The organism is Luteibacter sp. ME-Dv--P-043b (genome assembly GCF_030209605.1).
Classification (GTDB): Bacteria; Pseudomonadota; Gammaproteobacteria; order Xanthomonadales; family Rhodanobacteraceae; genus Luteibacter.
Genome location: NZ_JARVRT010000012.1, coordinates 236,251 through 253,991, shown reverse-complemented (window position 1 = coordinate 253,991; position 17,741 = coordinate 236,251). Strand labels below are relative to the sequence as shown.

The window sequence follows — 17,741 nt, the reverse complement described above, 5'->3', positions numbered from 1 at the left end:
TTCCCACGCAGCATCGTCACCATGCCCCAGTTCCCACCCATTCCGCCGCTTGCGGACAACGACATCCACGTCTGGCACACACCGTGGCCCGGCGGCAAAGGGGAAACGTACTTCGCGGCGCTGGTTGCGGCGTACGCCGGCCCCGGCGCGCCGGACATCGTTCGCGGCGACCAGGGCAAGCCCCGGCTACCGCCTCCCTTCGACGGCCTCGGCTTCAGCTGGTCGCACAGCGGCGATGTCGCGGTGCTGGCCATCGGCCGGGGGCCGGCGGGATTCCTGCTGGGCGTGGACGTGGAGACGGAGCGCCCACGAGCCCGGGCCCTGGAGCTGGCGCGTCGCTTTTTCGCGGCGGACGAGGCCGCATGGTTGGAAAGCCTTCCGGAGGATGGACGCGTAGCCGGCTTCATTGCCTTGTGGACCGCCAAGGAAGCCGTGCTGAAGGCCCATGGTGGCGGGCTGTCCTACGGCCTGCACCGTGCCGCGTTCACGCTCCGCGGGGACCAGGCGCTGCCGCTCGTGTTCGATGGCGACCTCGGCCCGGCCGACGCGTGGCAGGTGCGACCACTGGCGCTGGGCGAGGGAAGGCGGGGCGCGGTCGCCTGGCGTGGTGGTGAACGCCGGGTCCGCGTCTTCACATCTTCGCTTTGAACCTTTTCGGCGTCGGCCGTGTCTCAGTTACGTGTGTGTGTGAGCCGTGGAGTGCGCCACAGGGAGGTGGCGCGTTATGCTGGGAAGACAGTCATTACGCACGTCGCGAAGGTGGCGTGCGTTTTTTTTTGGACCGTCGATGACCCTACTCAGCGTCAACCTCAACAAGATCGCCGTGCTGCGCAACTCGCGCGGCGGCAGCGAGCCCTCGATCGCCAAGGCCGCGCACACCTGCATCGATGCGGGCTGCGGCGGTATTACCGTGCATCCCCGGCCCGACATGCGCCACGTCACCCCGGCGGATGTCCGTGTCATTGCCGGCTTGCTGCGCGGGCGCGTGGAATACAACATCGAGGGCAATCCCTTTGCGGCGGCACGCGGCGCCTATCCCGGCCTGCTGGAACTGGCACGGGAAGTACGACCCACCCAGGTGACGCTGGTGCCCGACGGCGACGGCCAGATCACCTCCGATCACGGTTTCGATCTCACGGCCGACATCGAGACGCTCCGCCCCGTGGTGGCCGCGTTCCGTGAGTTGGGTTGCCGCGTCAGCGTGTTCGTCAACGCCGGCGGCGCCGGTTTTGCGGAGGCCAGGGCTATCGGTGTCGAGCGTGTCGAGTTGTACACCGGGCCTTACGCGGAGGCCTTTGAGCAGGGTGACGCGCGGCGCGAGCTGGCCGCGTTCGCCGACACCGCGCAGCGCGCGCAACAGGCGGGGTTGGCCGTGAATGCCGGCCACGATCTCAGCCAGGCCAACCTGGGCACGTTCAAGTCGGCCATCCCGGGGCTGGCGGAGGTGTCGATCGGCCATGCCCTGATCGGCGAGGCCTTGTACGACGGCCTGTCGCGAACGGTACGCGCCTACCTCGATATCCTCTCGTAAAAAAAACCCCGCCGTGAGGCGGGGTTTTTCGTCTAACCGGACAGACCGTGGATCAGTTCGAGTTGACGAAACCGATCTTGGTCAGGCCCTGGCCCTTTGCGTCGGAAAGCACGCGAGCCACGGCCTCGTACTGTGCCGCGTCGTCCGCGTCGATCTGCAGTTCCGGCTGGTTCGACTGCTGGGCGATCACCGCGATCTGGGCCTTGAGGCCAAGCTCGTCAACCGGCGTGTCGTTCCAATAGAGCGAGCCATCCTGGCGGATCTGCAGCCGGACGGGATCCGGCGGGTTCTCTGGGTTTTGCACGTTCGGATTCGGCTGCGGAAGATCGATCTTGATCTTATGCGACAGCATCGGAGCCGTGATCATGAAGATGATCAGGAGCACCAGCATGACGTCGACGAGCGGCGTCACGTTGATGTCCGCCATGGGACCACCAGAGTTGCCTGAACTGAATGCCATTTTCGTTACTCCTTGCCGGTCGACATGAAGCCGACGTGGACCATACCGGCTTCCTTGGCATCGCCAAGGATCTTCTTCACCACCTTGTACTCGGTGGTGCGGTCCGCACGGATCTGGAGTTCCGGCTGCGGCGACTTCGCCGCCGCAACCGCGAACTGGGCCTTCAGTTCAGCCTCGCTGACTTCACCGTCATTGAGGAAGTACGTACCGTCCGGCTTGACCGCGAGATCCATCGGTTCGACCGGGGTGTCATCCTTAACGTTCGGATTAGCCTTCGGCAGATCGATCTGGACCTTATGGGACATCAGGGGTGCCGTGATCATGAAGATGATCAGCAGAACCAGCATCACGTCGACGAGCGGCGTGACGTTGATTTCCGACATCGGGCCACCGCTGTTGCCACCGCTGGACATAGCCATGGGTCAGCTCCTTACTTCTTGACGACGACCGGCGCCGTACCTTCGACGCGAGCGCCGGTGGCGAAGAAGTCGTGCAGGTCATGCGCGAATTCGTCGAACTTGGCGTAGGTCAGGCGGTTGGAGCGCATGAAGAAGTTGTACGCGAGCACGGCCGGGATAGCGGTGAACAGACCGAACGCGGTCATGATCAGCGCCTCACCGACAGGACCGGCAACCTTGTCCATCGACGCGGAACCCGAAGCGGCGATACCGATCAGCGCGTGGTAGATACCCCACACCGTACCGAGAAGACCGATGAACGGGGCCGAGGAGCCGACCGTGGCGAGCAGGGTCAGGCCACCTTCCAGACGCAGGCTCTCGCGAGCGACGGCCTGGCGGAGTGCGCGGTCGATGAATTCCGAACGCGACAGCGTTTCGGCGAGGCGACCGCCAGCAGCCTGCTGGTGGTGAGCGACGGCCGAAGCGGCATCGAGCGCGATCTTCGAGAACGGTTCGCCCTTCGGCTGCTCTTCGAGCATACGAATGGCTTCCTGCGTCGACGAGGTGTTCCAGAAACCCTGGATGACCTTGTCGGCGCGGGCCCGCACCATGCTGTTACGGATGAAGTTGGCGACGATGAAGTACCACGAGAGTACGGACATCGCGACCAGCACCACGAACACGATCCAACCTAGGAAGTCGAAGTTGTGAATGAGGTGGTCGAAGCCCATCTGCTTGAGGGCATCGGCGTTGGAGTTTTGACCTGGCTGAGCAGGCTGAGCGGAGGTGTCTTGCAACATAACGCTACCCTTGGGAAGTCAAGCGTGAACTTAAAAGATGTAAGTGTGGGGGCTTACAGCTGGTTTAGGTTGAACGTAACGGGGACACGTGCATAGCCTTCGACGGCAGCACCGCCTCGCTTGCCCGGGTTGAATCGCCAGTTCCTTGCGGCATCCTCCGCGGCTTTGTCCAATTCGCGGAAACCGCTCGACTGGTCAACCTTGATGTCTTTCGGCGCACCGTCGACACCCACGAGGACCAGAAGAACCACCGTACCTTCATGCCGCTGACGGACCGCCTGCGGCGGATACTTTGGCGGGTTACGCTGACGGTACGACAGATTTTCGCTCGGCGCGATATCCGCCGGCGGAGCAGGCGGCGCGGGAGGCGCCGGCGGCGGAGCCGGAACAGGATTCGAGCTCGCTTCCTCGACAGCCGGCGGCGGTGGAGCCGGCGGCGGCGGAGTCGGCGGCGGCTTCACCTGCTGGATGATCTTCGGCGGCGGCTGCTTGGGGGGTTCGGGCGGCGGCGGCGGCGGAGGGGGCGGGGGCGGCGGCGGTTCGATAAAATCGACCTGCACGACTTTCTCTTTCTGCTTTTCCTGCGACTTCGGCGGCGCCATGGGCGCGACCAGCAGCAGGAAGGCGAACGAGTGCAACGCAATGGCGACTGCCAATGCGCTGGTGCGCCCCCAACTGAACGGCGCTTGGCCGGTTGATTCGTTACTTGAGGCCATCAGTCACTATCAAGAGCTAATCAAGCGGAAGTGAGCCCGCACTGCTCTTCCGGCGTTCGGCAATTGACATTGCCGAAAACGCAGGTTTCTGCAAGCGGAAAGATATGCAAGTTACACCAGCATATGGCGTTTGTATAGCGCCTGAAGGGAGGATTCGTGACGATCTTGAATCCTCCACTTTTCAGCACCTTACAAGCGCTTACTTGGTGTTCTCTGCATTTTTCAACCAGGCGTTGGCCTTGGCAGACGTTTCAGGGTCCTGCGCCGCGAGCTTCATGTCCGCAATAGCACCCTGTTTGTTCTTCTGACCACGCTTGGCTTCCGCGCGCACCATATAGGCCTGGCCCTTATGCTGAACGCCCTTGCTGATGGCATCGGTCACCGATTTCTCGGCAGCCGGGTATTGATTCTTCTGCAGCTGGAGGCGGGCGACGCTGAGCGACACCTCGCCGTCCTTGGCCAGCGGAGCAGCCTTCTGGTACGCGGCCAGCGCGGCGCTCTCGTTGCCTGCCGTAATGGCGGCGTCGCCCTGCAGCTTGTAGACCTCGGCGGAGGGCTTCACCACGCCCTTCGACAGACCGTCTTCCAGCACGGCCTGCGCCTTGCCGGCGTTGGCTTCCTGGCGCTCGCTGTGGTCCTGGCCATCGATCAGGTAGACCTTGGCGAGGTTGATATACAGCTTCTCGTCCTTGAAGGCGCCCGCGGCACGGCCCTTTTCGAGCAGCGCGATCGCTTCGGGATACTTCTGCGCCTGGATCAGCGAGGACGCCGCGTTCTGCATCGCGGTCGGGTCGTTCGGATTCTTGGCCAGCTCGGCCGAAGCCAGGTCGGCAGCCTTATCGCCCTGGCCGGTCTCCGCATAGCTGGCGGCGAGGATCTGGTCCCACGAGCCCTGCGGCTTCGCGTCCGGCATCGACTTCGCCTTGGTGATCGCGGCGATGGCTTCCGGGTACTTCTCGAGGCGGTAATCGATATTGCCTTCGAGACCGTAGGAGTCGGCGGTTTCCTTCTTGCCTTCCGAGCGCCATTCCTGCAGCGACTGCAACGCCGGGGCGTACTGCTCGTCGGCCACCAGGAACTGCGTGTACATGTACTTCAGCTGGAAATAGGTGTCGTTCGGCATGACGCCGATGTCCAGCGCCTTCTTCAGTTCGACGATGGCGCCTTTCACGTCGCCGTCGTTGTACTTCATGTTGGCCAGGCCCTGGAGGGCGAGTGCCTGGGCATACTTGCTGCTGGTGCCCGAGCCATCGGCCAGCGGCTGCAGGATCTGCGTCGCCTTGTCCTTGTCGCCATTGTTGGCGGCGTCCAGGCCCTCGTTGATGGCCTTCTGGTCTTTCTCGGTCTTGAGGTCGAGCTTGGGCTCCGTACGCGTGGCGTTCGGGTACAGCGCTTCTTTCTTGTCCTTGGGAGCCGAGTCACGCGCGCTGACCGCACCGCTGGCAAGGGAAAGAGCGACCGCCGTGGCGAGCGCGAGCTTTGCGAAGGAACCCTGTTTCATCGAATGACCTCAGGCTGTAGGACTCGGCGCTCAACGAACAGTGCCGGGGGACTACAGAGGTTAACCTGATTCTATTCCTAAGAACAAGTCGCAGTGCGATAAAAAACAATAGTCAAAACAATGACTTGTTATATGTTTGTTGGCGCAGTGCAAATTTGTGGCCCTTATGGCCCTTGAAAACGGCGTTTTCATCCTTCCCTGCGAGTTGTGACGCAGGTCAAAAAAAGAGCCCGATGCGTGACCGCCATCGGGCTCCGGGATGTAAACGCTTACGCCAGATCGTCAGACGTCCAGGTTGGCTACTTTCAGCGCGTTCGATTCGATGAAGTCGCGACGCGGTTCCACGGCCTCGCCCATCAGCATCGAGAACATCTGGTCGGCGGCCACGGCATCCTCGATGCCCACCTGCAGCATGCGACGGGTTTCCGGATTGACCGTGGTTTCCCACAGCTGCTCCGGATTCATTTCACCCAGGCCCTTGAAGCGCTGGATGGAGCGGCCCTTCTTGGCTTCTTCCAGGAGCCAGTTGCGCACGTCCGCGAAGCTGAGTACGCCGCGCGAGGCGTTGCCGCGGCGAACCACGGCGCCGGGCTGCAGGTGCAGGTCGGCGAGTTGACGAGAAATACCCAGGATGGCACGGAATTCGATACCGCCGAAGAACGCCTGCGGCATGATCCACGTGTGGCTGAGGCCGTGCTGCATCCGCTCCACTTCGACGGCGGCGCCCTGCTCGTTCAGCGCCGGACGGAAGCGCAGCTTGTAGGTGGGCTTGCCCAGGCCGCTGGCACTGAGGCGCGTGGCAATGCCATCGAGCCAGGCCTGCATGGCGACAGGGTCGGCCCACAGGCCTTCTTCCATCGGCACGTGCTCGATCATCGCGGTGAGCGAGGTGGTGTCGAAGCGATGGCTGAGGCGAGCGATCTGGTCCAGGGCGGACTGGTAATCGTGCAGCAGCTTCTCGAGGACCTCGCCGCTCACGGGTGGCGCGCCCTCTTCCGGCATCAGCGACGCGTTATCCACCGCACCCGAGATCAGGTACTGGTTCAGGACCACGTCGTCCTTGATGTACATCTCCTGCTTGCCCTGCTTCACCTTGTACAGCGGCGGCAGGCCGATGTAGACGTGCCCGCGTTCGATCAGTTCGGGCATCTGGCGGTAGAAGAAAGTCAGCAGCAGCGTGCGGATGTGGGAGCCGTCCACGTCCGCATCGGTCATGATGATGATGCGGTGATAGCGCAGCTTGTCCGGGTTGTATTCGTCCTTGCCGATGCCCGTGCCCAGCGCGGTGATCAGCGTGCCGACTTCGGCGGAGGCGATCATCTTGTCGAAGCGTGCCTTCTCCACGTTGAGGATCTTGCCCTTCAACGGCAGCACGGCCTGCGTGCGCCGGTTGCGGCCCTGCTTGGCCGAGCCGCCTGCGGAGTCACCCTCGACCAGGAACAGTTCGGACAACGCCGGATCCTTTTCCTGACAGTCCGCCAGCTTGCCCGGCAGACCGGCGATGTCGAGCGCGCCCTTGCGGCGGGTCATCTCGCGGGCCTTGCGGGCCGCTTCGCGGGCACGTGCCGCATCCACCGCCTTGGAAGCGATGGCCTTGGCCTCGGCCGGATGCTCCAGCAGGAACTCGGACAGGCGGTCGTTGACCACCTGTTCCACCGCGGTCTTCACCTCGCTGGAAACCAGTTTGTCCTTGGTCTGCGAGGAGAACTTCGGATCGGGCACCTTGACCGACAGCACGGCGATCATGCCTTCGCGCATGTCGTCGCCGGACAGGCCCACTTTGGCGTTCTTGGCGAGGCCTTCCTTCTCGATGTAGCTCTGCAGCGTACGCGTCAGCGCCGCGCGGAAGCCCGTGAGATGGGTACCGCCGTCACGTTGGGGAATATTGTTGGTGAAGCAGAACATCGTTTCCTGGTACGCGTCCGTCCACTGCATGGCCACTTCGACGGTAATGCCGTCGGCGGTTTCCGTGCTGAAGCTTACGACCGTCGGGTGTAGCGCGGTTTTCAGCTGGGACAGATGCTGGACGAAGGAGCGGATGCCGCCCTCGTAGGCGAAGATGTCCTTGCGCTCGTTGCGCTCGTCCACCAGCTCGATGGTGACGCCCGAGTTGAGGAAGGCCAACTCACGCAGGCGCTTCGCCAGGATGTCGTAGTGGAACTCGATGTTGTTGGTGAACGTGGCCGGGCTGGGCAGGAACCGCACCATGGTGCCGCGCCGCGTGGTGTCGCCCACGGGGCCGATGGGGGCCTGGGCCACGCCGTGTGCGTATTCCTGACGGTATTCCTTGCCGTCACGCCAGATGGTCAGCCACAAACGCTCGCTCAGCGCATTGACGACGGAAACGCCCACGCCATGCAGGCCACCGGATACCTTGTACGAGTTGGCGTCGAACTTGCCACCGGCATGCAGCACGGTCATGACCACTTCCGCCGTGGAAATGCCCTCTTCCGGGTGGATCTCGACCGGGATGCCGCGTCCGTTGTCCGAAACACCGACGGACCCGTCTTGCCCGATCACGACCGTGACGTAGTCGCAGTAGCCAGCCAGGGCTTCATCGATCGCGTTATCGACGACCTCGAACACCATGTGGTGGAGACCGGTGCCGTCGTCGGTGTCACCGATGTACATACCGGGGCGCTTTCGCACCGCGTCCAGGCCCTTGAGGACCTTGATGCTGCCGGAATCGTAGGCGTTGGACTGGTTCGGATCGAGAGGTTCGTTCATGCGATGCCTGGTGGTGGCGCGGGGTGCGGCCCGATGCGGCGCAGGTGCGCCGGCATAGTCGGTCGATTATAGCAAAGCCGCGACGGCACCCTGTTCCACGTGGAACACAGTGACCGGTTGGCTAGAAAGTGCGTCCGGAATGTCTGTTCCGGTGACCAGGACCTGCGCGTCGCGACCGAGAAGCTGGGCCACGACCCACTCTTGATGGGTGCGGTCCAGCTCCGACGCAAGATCGTCGAGACATATCACGGGCCACTCTCCCTTGATCTCGGCGTGAAGCGCCGCCTGCCCAAGCAGGCAGGCCAGCGCGGTCAGTTTTTCCTGGCCACGTGAAAGGTGCTCCCGCAGGGGAGCCTGTTCGAAGCTGATGGCGAAATCAGCGCGATGGGGGCCGACGGTTGTGTGGCCGCGTGCGAGATCACGGATGCGTCGTGCGGCCAAAACGCCCAGCAATGGCTCACCCTCCTCCCAACCGGGGCGATAGCGCAGGTCGAACGCGCCCAGTTCGGGAAGGACGTTGGCGGTGAACTCTCGGATGTAGGGCAGCAGTCGGGCCAGGTAAGCCCTGCGATGTGCGGTCATCGCTTCGCCGGTAGAGGCCAATTCCGCTTCCCACGGCTCGATCCATGACGCTTCGATCGGCCCACCGCCCCGTAACAGCGCGTTTCGCTGCTTGAGGGCACGTTGGTATCGGCGCCACTGTCCGATGAAGTCGTGTTCCACGTGGAACAAACCCCAGTCCACGAAGCGCCGGCGTTCATCCGAAGCGCCGGCGATGAGATCATGTGATCCCGGCTCGAAGCAGACCACGGCACACTCCTGCACCAGCGCGCCCAGCGATGCCGCCGCGTCACCGTCCACCCGCGCTTGCCAACGGCTACCTTCGCGGCCCAAGCCAAGGCGGCGTGCACGCTCGTCTTTCCCACGCACTTCCGCGAATACGGACAAGGACGCCGCCCCGCGCTGCAACAGGACATCACGCGATCCCGCACGGAACGAGCGCCCGTGGGACAGCAGGTAGGCCGCTTCGAGGATGCTGGTCTTCCCGGCACCGTTGGGACCCACGAACACGTTGATCCCCGCAGCCGGAGACAGCGAAACGCTGTCGAGGTTGCGCAACCCGGCGATCCTGAGTGATTCGTACTTCATGGTGCCCTGTGTTGACCGGAACGACGAAACGAAAAACGCCGGGGTGTCGAAGACAACCCCGGCGTCATCAGCCGAACTTTAGCGTGGATGCCGATCAGAGGCGAAGCGGCATCACGACATGACGCGCTTCTTCGTTGCCCTCTTCCTGGAGCAGGCAGCTCGACTGCGCATCACGTAGGTTGATGCGCACCTTCTCGCCACGCAACGCGCCGAGCGCATCCAATAGGTAGCCGACGTTGAAGCCCACGGCGAGGTCGTCGACAACGGTCTCTGCTTCGACTTCTTCCTGGGCTTCTTCCTGCTCCGGGTTGTGCGCGACGATCTTGATGCGACCTGGCGTGAGTTCCAGCTTGACGCCGCGGTACTTCTCGTTCGAGAGGATGGCCGCGCGCTGCAGTGCACTGCGCAGCACATCGCGCTCGATGGTCGCGGACTTGTCGGCACCGAGCGGGATGACGGCCTCATAGTCTGGGAAGCGTCCGTCGATGAGCTTCGACGTGAACATGACGCCACCACGCCGCACGCGCAGGTGATTACGGCCGAACTCCAGTTCCACCGAACCCTCGCCCGCTTCCAGGAGACCGATCAGTTCGTTGACGCCCTTGCGAGGAATGATGATCTGGCGCCGTGCCGATACCGAACTCTGCAGCTTGGTTTCCTTCAGCGCGAGGCGGTGGCCGTCGGTGGCCACGCAACGCAGCGTGTGTTCTTGCAGATCCAGCAGCATGCCGTTGAGGTAATAACGGACATCCTGGTTGGCCATGGCGAAGGCCGTGCGGTCCATCAGGTCGCGCAGCACCTCTTCCGGCAACGTGACCCGCTCGACCAGTTCGATTTCATCGACGGTCGGGAACTCGCTGGACGGCAAGGTGGCCAGGGTGAACCGGCTGCGGCCTGCATTCAGGGCGATGCGCTCGCCGTTGAGCTTGATGTCGATCTTTGCGCCATCGGGCAGCGCACGGACGATATCGAACAGCTTGCGCGCAGGAATCGTGATCTCGCCTTCCTGCACGGCATCGGCAGCGGTGGTAGCGACCATCTCCACTTCAAGGTCGGTACCGGTGAACGAGACCTCTTGTCCGGTAGCGCGAACCAGGAGGTTGGCGAGGACGGGCAGCGTCTGTCGGCGTTCGACGACGCCCACCACTTGCTGCAGGGGTTTGAGCAGAACTTCCCTATGGATGCTGAATTGCATGCGACCCCTACTCCTGCTTTTAATGTTTTTAAGATTTATATAGTGGTTGTTGTTAGGGCGGTGGATAAGTAGACAAGCCTGAATTTCTATTGAATTTCAGTAATTTGTATTTTCATATCCATCGGGTCTAACCGGTGAAGCTATGTGGGTGTCTTGTGGATAACTTCGAGGCCCAAATCTATCCTCTGTCCATCCACCTATTATCCACAGGTTCTCAGCCCGTCAATATACGGATCAGCTGCTCCCAGTCCTGGCGCATGCGTACGTCCTTCTCGCAGAAACCGCGGATGGTCCGGCAGGCATGCAGCACCGTGGTGTGATCACGGCCACCAAACGCTTCACCGATCTCGGGAAGGCTGTGCTCGGTCAGTTCCTTGGACAGGGCCATGGCGACCTGCCGGGGCCGCGCCAGGGAGCGCACGCGGCGCTTGGAGAGCAGATCGGAAAGGCGGACCTGGTAGTAATCGGCCACCGTCTTCTGGATGTTGGGCACCGTCACGGCCTGCGCATGGGTATTCAGCAGGTCGCGCAGGGTTTCTTCGGCGAAGTCCGTAGTGATCGGCTTGCGGTAGAAGTTGGCCCGGGCCGCCAGCGTATTCAGGGCGCCCTCGAGGTCGCGCACGTTGGAGCGGATGCGCTTGGCCAGCAGCATGGCCACGTCCTCGGACACTTCCATGTCCTTCTCCGCGGCCTTCGAAAGCAGGATGGCTGCCCGCGTCTCGAAGTCGGGCGGCTCGATCGCCACCGACAGCCCCCACCCCAGACGCGACTTCAGCCGCGGCTCCAGCTTGTCCAGTTCCTTGGGATAGCGGTCGCAGGTGAGGATGATCTGCTGCTTCGCCTCGAACAACGCATTGAAGGTGTGGAAGAACTCTTCCTGCGTAGTGTCCTTGCCGGCGAAGAACTGGATATCGTCGATCAGCAGCGCGTCCACCGTGCGGAAGCGGCGTTTGAACTCGTCCATGTTCTTTTGCTGCAGCGCCTTGACCATGCCACTGACGAACTGCTCCGAACGCAGGTAGAGCACCTTCGCGCCGGGATTGTTCTGCAGCAGCATGTTGCCGGCGGCGTGCATCAGGTGGGTCTTGCCCAGGCCGGTGCCACCGTAGAGCAGCAGCGGGTTATAGGCCCTGCCCGGATTCATCGCGACCTGCATCGCCGCCGCCTTGCCCAGCTGGTTCGACTTGCCCTCGACGAAGGTCTCGAAGGTGTAGTGCATGTCCAGGTTGTGGACATGGGGCGGTTCCGGCGGCGCCTCGGGCGCCCGAGGCGCCTGCTGCGAGGGGGACGGGGACGGCGTGGCGCTGCTTACGCGCACCGGCACGGCCCTGCCGCCGGACGAGCCCACTTCCAGGCGTACCGTGACGGGATGGCCGATCAGGTGTCCGGAGATACTCTGGATCTTTTCCAGGTACTGCTCGCGGATGGTATCCAGCGAGTACGGGTTCGGGGCATACAGGTGCAGGCCGGACGCGTCTTCCCGGGCCTGCAGCGGCATGAGCCAGGTATGGACTTCCTCGGCGGTCAATTCGCCTTCAAGACGCTCGAGACAGCGCCTCCAAAGATCACTCATCGGGTATTCTTGCCACAGAAGGGGCGCTTGCGCGCGGGGTGGACGGCAAAGTCTACCAGCGTTCCGCCCCCCGTCCGGTGTCCGATCGGCGGCAGCCTCGTGATGGGCACGTGTCCAACCGGTTGACAGTAATCGGGATTGTCGGACATACTTGCCGGCCATATTCAATCTTCACCCGGATGTCTTCGCCATGAAGCGTACTTTCCAGCCCAGCTTGCTCAAGCGCGCCCGTACCCACGGCTTCCGCGCACGCATGGCGACCGCCGACGGCCGCAAGATCATCAACGCCCGTCGTGCCAAGGGTCGCAAGCGTCTGATCCCGTAATCGGCGATACGGTCGTGCGTGCCGCCGCCATGCCGCGCGAAGCGCGGTTACGCCGCGCCGCCGACTTCGCCGCGTTGCGAACAGTCAGCGGTCGCCTCGGCGGCCGCTGTTTTCTTTTGCGCTTCGGAAACAACGACGTCGACACCGCCCGGCTCGGCCTGGCCATCTCCAAGCGCTGTTCCAAGCGCGCGGTCGACCGTAACCGGATCAAGCGCCTGGCACGCGAGGCGTTCCGCCGCGCCCGCCCCGATCTTCCGCCTGTCGACATCCTGGTCATGGCCAAAGACATCGCCGTGCAGGAGACAGGCGCAGCACTGCTTGCCGAGCTGGAAACCCTGTTGCGTCGCATCCGGCCGTTGAAGCGCGAGGGTGCGGACGGCACAATCGCGCGTTGATCTTTCTTAAGTCACCCCCGCCCTTCCCGGCCCCTCGGCCGCGGCGTCATTCGGATCTGGCCCTGCAATGAATCAAACGCGCACGCTTCTCTTCTTCGCGCTCATGTTCGTGGCGTATCTCTTGTGGACCGAGTGGGAGAAGGACTACGTCCATCCGCCGGCCCCCGCTGCGCCGGCCGCCCAGGTCGATGCCGCCGGCAAGCCCGGTGCCGATGCCAGCATTCCAGGTTCCACCGCGCCGGCCGCCGTACCAAACGAGAACGCCCCACCCGCCGAGGGCAAGGCGGAGCTGGTCACGCTGTCCAACGACGTGCTGCGCCTGACGATCGATACCCGCGGCGGCAGCATCGTCCGCTCGGAACTCCTCTACTACCCGACCAACCCGGTCACCAGGAAAGATCCGGTCTCGCCGCCGGTGCGCCTGCTGGACGACGAGGGCGCGCACTTCTTCGCCGCCCAGGATGGCCTGGTCAGCAGCAACGGTGCGGCGCCGGACCACCGCGCCCTGTTCCATGCCGAAAAGACCGAGACGACGCTGGCCGATGGCCAGAAGTCGGTCAGCCTCGATCTCACCTGGACCGATCCCTCCGGCGTGAAGGTGGTGAAGCGCTATACGCTCAAGCGGATGGACTACGTGGTGGATCTCGACCAGCGCGTCGAGAACGGTTCCACGGCGGTCTGGACGGGTAACGCCTATCACCAGCTGCAGCGCGTCGCCAACGAGAAGGTCAACTGGTTCAAGGCGTATACCGACCCGGCGCAGCACAGCTTCTTCGGTGCCGCGTGGTACAGCCCGGATACCAAGTTCGAGACGCTGCCGCTGGTGGACTTCGCCAAGAAGCCGCTCAACCGCGCGATCACCGGCGGCTGGGTCAGCATGCTCCAGCATTACTTCTTCGTCGCGTGGATTCCGCCGGCGGAGCAGAGCGTCACCTATAGCAGCGCCGTGGTCGATCCCAACTCGGCCACGCCGCGTTACCTGGTGCGTGCGTTCGGTCCGGCCATGCAGGTGGCCCCGGGCCAGTCGGTCGACAGCGTCGCGCGCCTTTACATCGGGCCCAAGCTGCAGGGCACGCTGGACGCCATCGCCCCGGGCCTGGAACTGACCAGCAACTACGGCTGGTTCACCATCATCGCGCAGCCGCTGCACTGGCTGCTGTCGCAGCTGCACGCCATCAGCGGCAACTGGGGCGTGGCCATCATCCTGCTGGTGCTGCTGATCAAGGCCGCCCTGTTCAAGCTCACCGACGCGCAGTTCCGCTCGGGTGCACGCATGCGCAAGCTGCAGCCGCGCATCGCCGCGCTGAAGGAGCGCTACGGCGACGACCGGATGAAGATGCAGCAGGCCACCATGGAGCTGTACAAGAAGGAGAAGATCAACCCGATGGCAGGCTGCCTGCCCATCCTGATCACCTTCCCGATCTTCATCGGCCTGCTGCGCGTGCTGTCCGAATCGATCGAACTGCGCCATGCGCCGTTCTTTGGCTGGATCCACGACCTGTCGGCGCCCGATCCGTTCTACGTGCTGCCGGTGCTGTACTTCCTGGTCACGCTGCTCACGCAGCGCATGATGCCGACCGCCGGCATGGACCCGACCCAGGCCAAGATGATGAAGGTGATGCCGCTGATCTTCGGCGTCTTCTTCGCCTTCTTCCCCTCGGGCCTGGTGCTGTACTGGACGGTGAACGGCGCGACCAGCCTGCTCCAGCAGTGGTGGATCAACCGCAGCGTGGAACGCGCCGACGCGGTAGCGAAGATCACCAAGGCATAACCTCAAGGCGGCGCGTCGAAAGACGCGCCGCTTCGCCATACGCGGGTAAGCGATGAATCACGGCGACGACACCATTGCAGCCATCGCCACCGGCGCCGGCGCGGCCGGTGTCGGCGCCGTTCGCGTCTCCGGGCCGCGTGCACCGGTCATCGCCGCGACCTTGCTGGGTCGCGAACCAACACCACGCCACGCCCATTTCGCCGCGTTTCGCGACGCCGACGGTGAACTGATCGATCGCGGCCTGCTGCTGTCCTTTCCTGCGCCGGCCTCCTACACCGGTGAGCACGTGCTCGAATTGCAGGGCCACGGCAGTCCCGTGCTGATGGACGCGCTGCTCCGCCGCTGCATCCAGCTGGGCGCACGGCTGGCACGACCCGGTGAGTTCACCGAGCGCGCCTTTCTCAACGGCAAGCTCGACCTCGCCCAGGCCGAAGCGGTGGCCGATGTCGTTGCCGCCACTTCGGAAGCGGGCGCGCGTGCGGCACTGCGCTCGATGGAAGGCGTGTTCTCCGCGCGCGTGGATGCGTTGCTCGCCGAGTTGATCGCCTTGCGCGTGCACATCGAGGCGGCCATCGATTTTCCCGAGGAGGAGATCGACTTCCTGGCCGATCCGCTTATCGGCGAGAAGCTGAGCGCATTGCGCACGCACCTCGATGAGCTGCTGGTCGAAACACGTCGCGGGGTCAGGCTCAACGACGGTATCGTCGTGGCGATCGTCGGCCGACCCAACGCGGGCAAGTCGAGCCTGCTGAACGCGCTGGCAGGCGAAGACCGTGCGATCGTCACCGATATCGCCGGCACCACGCGCGATGTGTTGCGCGCCTCGGTCAGCATCGACGGCGCGTCACTGGAGCTGGCCGATACCGCAGGGCTACGCGAGTCGGACGACGTCGTGGAGCGCGAGGGCATCCGTCGCGCGCATGCCCAGCTGGAGCGATGCGATGTCGCGCTGCTGGTGACGGACGAGACGCATGCACGCGACGACCTGCCGTTCTTCGAAGGCGCACCCGACCATGCGACGCGTATCGTCATCGTCAACAAGATCGACCTGACCCATACGGCCGCACGTATCGAGCGGTGTGACGGCTACGACATGCTTTGGTTGTCCGCGTACACCGGTCTGGGTATGGATGCGTTGCGCAGCATGTTGAGGGAATTGGCCACTGCGGGTTCCGGTGACGGTGCATTCAGTGCGCGCCGTCGCCATGTGGTCGCCCTGGAGACCGTGCGCGATCATCTTGCCTGCGCTTACGATGCGCTGCACGATTCCCATGCCGGGGAGATTGCAGCGGAAGAGTTGCGGCATGCGCAGCAGGCTCTGGGTGAAGTGACGGGAGCCTATACGTCGGACGATCTTCTGGGTGCGATATTCGGGTCGTTCTGTATCGGGAAATAGGCTACAACCATGAACGCCGCCCCCGGCTTCCCCGAGTGCGCATCGTGGATATCGTATCGAACGCATGGAGCGAGATCATGGAGCTCCATTCGCGAATGACGAATCAAAGGATGGATATGACGACAAGAGTTCAAGCCGAAAGCTACCTGAAAAGCGCGCTCGCTCAACCGCACGCGTGCTTTCGCGACGGTCAATGGGAAGCGATTGATGCGCTGGTCAATCAGCGTCAGAAGCTACTGGTGGTACAGCGCACGGGATGGGGAAAGTCGTCCGTGTACTTCATCGCCACGCGATTGCTCCGCGAAGCAGGTTCCGGGCCGACTATCATCGTTTCGCCTCTGCTTGCATTGATGCGAAACCAGATCGAGGCAGCGCAGCGGCTTGGCGTGCGTGCCGCGACAATCAATTCGTCCAACGTGGATCAGTGGCCACATACGGTTAGGGATGTATTGGAAGATCGCGTGGACGTGTTGCTGGTGTCGCCGGAACGCTTTGCCAACGACAGGTTCAGTGAACAAGTACTGTTGCCGATCGCTCAGCGCCTCGGGTTATTTGTCGTAGACGAGGCACACTGCATTTCCGACTGGGGCCACGATTTCAGGCCTGACTATCGGCGCCTGGTCAACGTCTTGCGTCGTATGCCGTCCAACCTTCCCGTACTGGCGACTACAGCCACGGCCAATGACCGGGTTGTCGCCGACATAGTCGATCAGCTCGGCGACATTCGTGTGCTGCGCGGTTCGCTGATGCGCCCGTCGCTGGAACTGCAGGCCATTCGACTTCCCGATCAGGCCGCCCGGCTTGCCTGGCTGGCCCACTATATTCCACAGATGCAAGGCTCCGGCATCATCTATGTCCTGACTCAGCGCGACGCCAGACAGGTCGCACAATGGCTGCGTAATAACCAGATACATGCGGAGGCCTACTTCAGCGGCGCCTTTGGACCAAGCGGTGAAGATGCTGACGCCTGGCGTGAAAAACTGGAAGATCGACTGCAGAAAAATCAATTGAAAGCGCTTGTCGCAACGACGGCTCTCGGCATGGGCTACGACAAGCCGGACCTCGGCTTTGTCGTGCACTACCAATCACCAGGCTCCATCGTCGGTTACTACCAGCAAGTCGGTCGTGCAGGTCGCGGCATCGACCGTGCGCTCGGCATCCTGTTGGCTGGCAAGGAAGACGGGCGTGTACACGATTTCTTTCGGACAACCGCCTTTCCGAGCGAGCAAAGGGTAATGGATCTGTTGAACCAGCTTGAGAATTCCGACGGGCTCAATGAAAGAGCACTGGAGCAGAAGCTCAATATCCGCCAAGGGCAGATTTCACACGTACTGAAATATCTCTCGGTTGAAAATCCGGCACCCATCATCAGGCAAGACAAGCAGTGGGTACGAACGCCCGTACCCTATCGCCTGGACCAGGAACGGATTCGCTACCTGACCGGCATTCGCGAGCAAGAGTGGAAGCAGATTCAGGCGTATATCGACACGAGAGACTGCAGGATGAAGTTCCTTGCGCAGGTACTTGATGATCCGGACCCTGTCCGGTGTGACAAGTGCTCGTCGTGCCTGGGACGATCGATTGTGCCTGATACATTTCCGCACGAGTTGCTCACTAAGGCGAACCGCTTCCTGCGTCATTCGGAGTTTCCGCTCGAATGCAAGAAACAGATCGCACAAGGGGCGTTTCCTCGCTACGGCTTTCATTTCAATAACATTCCCCATGATCAGCGCGCGGAAGCGGGCCGTGTCCTGTCGCGCTGGGGCGATTCCGGCTGGGGGGCGATAGTCTAAGAGGGCAAGCA

The 17,741-nt window shown here is 62.9% G+C and carries 16 protein-coding genes; 7 read left to right on the top strand and 9 right to left on the bottom strand.

The features are described from left to right. The first annotated feature begins 21 nt into the window (after window positions 1-21). Both QRN34_RS07855 and QRN34_RS07850 read left to right on the top strand, forming a co-directional pair. Window positions 22-648, top strand: a complete 627-nt coding sequence (locus QRN34_RS07855; protein ID WP_285403448.1) for a 4'-phosphopantetheinyl transferase superfamily protein — start codon at window positions 22-24, stop codon at window positions 646-648. Between the two features lie 139 nt (window positions 649-787). Next, window positions 788-1,531: a pyridoxine 5'-phosphate synthase gene (locus QRN34_RS07850; RefSeq protein ID WP_285403447.1), complete on the top strand. Its 744-nt coding sequence runs from the start codon at window positions 788-790 to the stop codon at window positions 1,529-1,531. A gap of 52 nt (window positions 1,532-1,583) precedes the next feature. On the opposite strand, the gene QRN34_RS07845 is transcribed toward QRN34_RS07850, so the two are convergent. From QRN34_RS07845 to dnaA, 9 genes are all read right to left on the bottom strand, one after another. After that, window positions 1,584-1,991, bottom strand: a complete 408-nt coding sequence (locus tag QRN34_RS07845; RefSeq protein ID WP_036138661.1) for a biopolymer transporter ExbD — start codon at window positions 1,989-1,991, stop codon at window positions 1,584-1,586. 5 nt (window positions 1,992-1,996) lie between these two features. Next, window positions 1,997-2,410, bottom strand: coding sequence for a biopolymer transporter ExbD (locus QRN34_RS07840; protein WP_036138663.1), 414 nt, complete (start codon window positions 2,408-2,410; stop codon window positions 1,997-1,999). Between the two features lie 11 nt (window positions 2,411-2,421). Next, the gene (locus tag QRN34_RS07835) at window positions 2,422-3,189 is read right to left on the bottom strand and encodes a MotA/TolQ/ExbB proton channel family protein (protein WP_036138666.1); all 768 of its coding nucleotides are present in this window, start codon (window positions 3,187-3,189) and stop codon (window positions 2,422-2,424) included. Window positions 3,190-3,242: 53 nt separating this feature from the next. Further along, the gene (locus QRN34_RS07830; protein WP_036138669.1) at window positions 3,243-3,905 is read right to left on the bottom strand and encodes an energy transducer TonB; all 663 of its coding nucleotides are present in this window, start codon (window positions 3,903-3,905) and stop codon (window positions 3,243-3,245) included. Window positions 3,906-4,104: 199 nt separating this feature from the next. Further along, window positions 4,105-5,406 carry a hypothetical protein gene (locus QRN34_RS07825; protein WP_285403446.1) on the bottom strand — a complete coding sequence of 434 codons (1,302 nt, stop codon included), beginning with the start codon at window positions 5,404-5,406 and terminating at the stop codon, window positions 4,105-4,107. A 282-nt stretch (window positions 5,407-5,688) separates the two neighbouring features. Then, window positions 5,689-8,133: a DNA topoisomerase (ATP-hydrolyzing) subunit B gene (gyrB, locus tag QRN34_RS07820; RefSeq protein ID WP_285403445.1), complete on the bottom strand. Its 2,445-nt coding sequence runs from the start codon at window positions 8,131-8,133 to the stop codon at window positions 5,689-5,691. A 66-nt stretch (window positions 8,134-8,199) separates the two neighbouring features. Continuing rightward, the gene (recF, locus tag QRN34_RS07815; protein WP_285403444.1) at window positions 8,200-9,282 is read right to left on the bottom strand and encodes a DNA replication/repair protein RecF; all 1,083 of its coding nucleotides are present in this window, start codon (window positions 9,280-9,282) and stop codon (window positions 8,200-8,202) included. Window positions 9,283-9,376: 94 nt separating this feature from the next. Continuing rightward, the gene (dnaN, locus tag QRN34_RS07810) at window positions 9,377-10,477 is read right to left on the bottom strand and encodes a DNA polymerase III subunit beta (protein ID WP_285403443.1); all 1,101 of its coding nucleotides are present in this window, start codon (window positions 10,475-10,477) and stop codon (window positions 9,377-9,379) included. Between the two features lie 214 nt (window positions 10,478-10,691). Beyond that, on the bottom strand, window positions 10,692-12,050 hold the full coding sequence (dnaA, locus tag QRN34_RS07805; protein WP_285403442.1) for a chromosomal replication initiator protein DnaA: 1,359 nt from the start codon (window positions 12,048-12,050) through the stop codon (window positions 10,692-10,694). A gap of 190 nt (window positions 12,051-12,240) precedes the next feature. Here dnaA and rpmH point away from each other — a divergent pair, with 190 nt between their 5' ends. From rpmH to QRN34_RS07780, 5 genes are all read left to right on the top strand, one after another. Continuing rightward, window positions 12,241-12,375 carry a 50S ribosomal protein L34 gene (gene rpmH, locus QRN34_RS07800; RefSeq protein WP_036109021.1) on the top strand — a complete coding sequence of 45 codons (135 nt, stop codon included), beginning with the start codon at window positions 12,241-12,243 and terminating at the stop codon, window positions 12,373-12,375. Window positions 12,376-12,389: 14 nt separating this feature from the next. After that, window positions 12,390-12,770, top strand: a complete 381-nt coding sequence (gene rnpA / locus QRN34_RS07795; protein WP_051938536.1) for a ribonuclease P protein component — start codon at window positions 12,390-12,392, stop codon at window positions 12,768-12,770. Between the two features lie 67 nt (window positions 12,771-12,837). Further along, window positions 12,838-14,541: a membrane protein insertase YidC gene (yidC, locus tag QRN34_RS07790; protein WP_285403441.1), complete on the top strand. Its 1,704-nt coding sequence runs from the start codon at window positions 12,838-12,840 to the stop codon at window positions 14,539-14,541. 52 nt (window positions 14,542-14,593) lie between these two features. Next, window positions 14,594-15,937, top strand: coding sequence for a tRNA uridine-5-carboxymethylaminomethyl(34) synthesis GTPase MnmE (gene mnmE / locus QRN34_RS07785; RefSeq protein WP_285403440.1), 1,344 nt, complete (start codon window positions 14,594-14,596; stop codon window positions 15,935-15,937). A gap of 44 nt (window positions 15,938-15,981) precedes the next feature. Continuing rightward, the gene (locus tag QRN34_RS07780) at window positions 15,982-17,730 is read left to right on the top strand and encodes a RecQ family ATP-dependent DNA helicase (protein WP_285403439.1); all 1,749 of its coding nucleotides are present in this window, start codon (window positions 15,982-15,984) and stop codon (window positions 17,728-17,730) included. Window positions 17,731-17,741: the final 11 nt, after the last annotated feature.

Coding starts and splice junctions, on each gene's coding strand:
- QRN34_RS07855 (WP_285403448.1), top strand. CDS start 22: ATGCCCCAGTTCCCACCCATTCCGCCGCTTGCGGACAACGACATCCAC.
- QRN34_RS07850 (WP_285403447.1), top strand. CDS start 788: ATGACCCTACTCAGCGTCAACCTCAACAAGATCGCCGTGCTGCGCAAC.
- QRN34_RS07845 (WP_036138661.1), bottom strand. CDS start 1,991: ATGGCATTCAGTTCAGGCAACTCTGGTGGTCCCATGGCGGACATCAAC.
- QRN34_RS07840 (WP_036138663.1), bottom strand. CDS start 2,410: ATGGCTATGTCCAGCGGTGGCAACAGCGGTGGCCCGATGTCGGAAATC.
- QRN34_RS07835 (WP_036138666.1), bottom strand. CDS start 3,189: ATGTTGCAAGACACCTCCGCTCAGCCTGCTCAGCCAGGTCAAAACTCC.
- QRN34_RS07830 (WP_036138669.1), bottom strand. CDS start 3,905: ATGGCCTCAAGTAACGAATCAACCGGCCAAGCGCCGTTCAGTTGGGGG.
- QRN34_RS07825 (WP_285403446.1), bottom strand. CDS start 5,406: ATGAAACAGGGTTCCTTCGCAAAGCTCGCGCTCGCCACGGCGGTCGCT.
- gyrB (WP_285403445.1), bottom strand. CDS start 8,133: ATGAACGAACCTCTCGATCCGAACCAGTCCAACGCCTACGATTCCGGC.
- recF (WP_285403444.1), bottom strand. CDS start 9,282: ATGAAGTACGAATCACTCAGGATCGCCGGGTTGCGCAACCTCGACAGC.
- dnaN (WP_285403443.1), bottom strand. CDS start 10,477: ATGCAATTCAGCATCCATAGGGAAGTTCTGCTCAAACCCCTGCAGCAA.
- dnaA (WP_285403442.1), bottom strand. CDS start 12,050: ATGAGTGATCTTTGGAGGCGCTGTCTCGAGCGTCTTGAAGGCGAATTG.
- rpmH (WP_036109021.1), top strand. CDS start 12,241: ATGAAGCGTACTTTCCAGCCCAGCTTGCTCAAGCGCGCCCGTACCCAC.
- yidC (WP_285403441.1), top strand. CDS start 12,838: ATGAATCAAACGCGCACGCTTCTCTTCTTCGCGCTCATGTTCGTGGCG.
- mnmE (WP_285403440.1), top strand. CDS start 14,594: ATGAATCACGGCGACGACACCATTGCAGCCATCGCCACCGGCGCCGGC.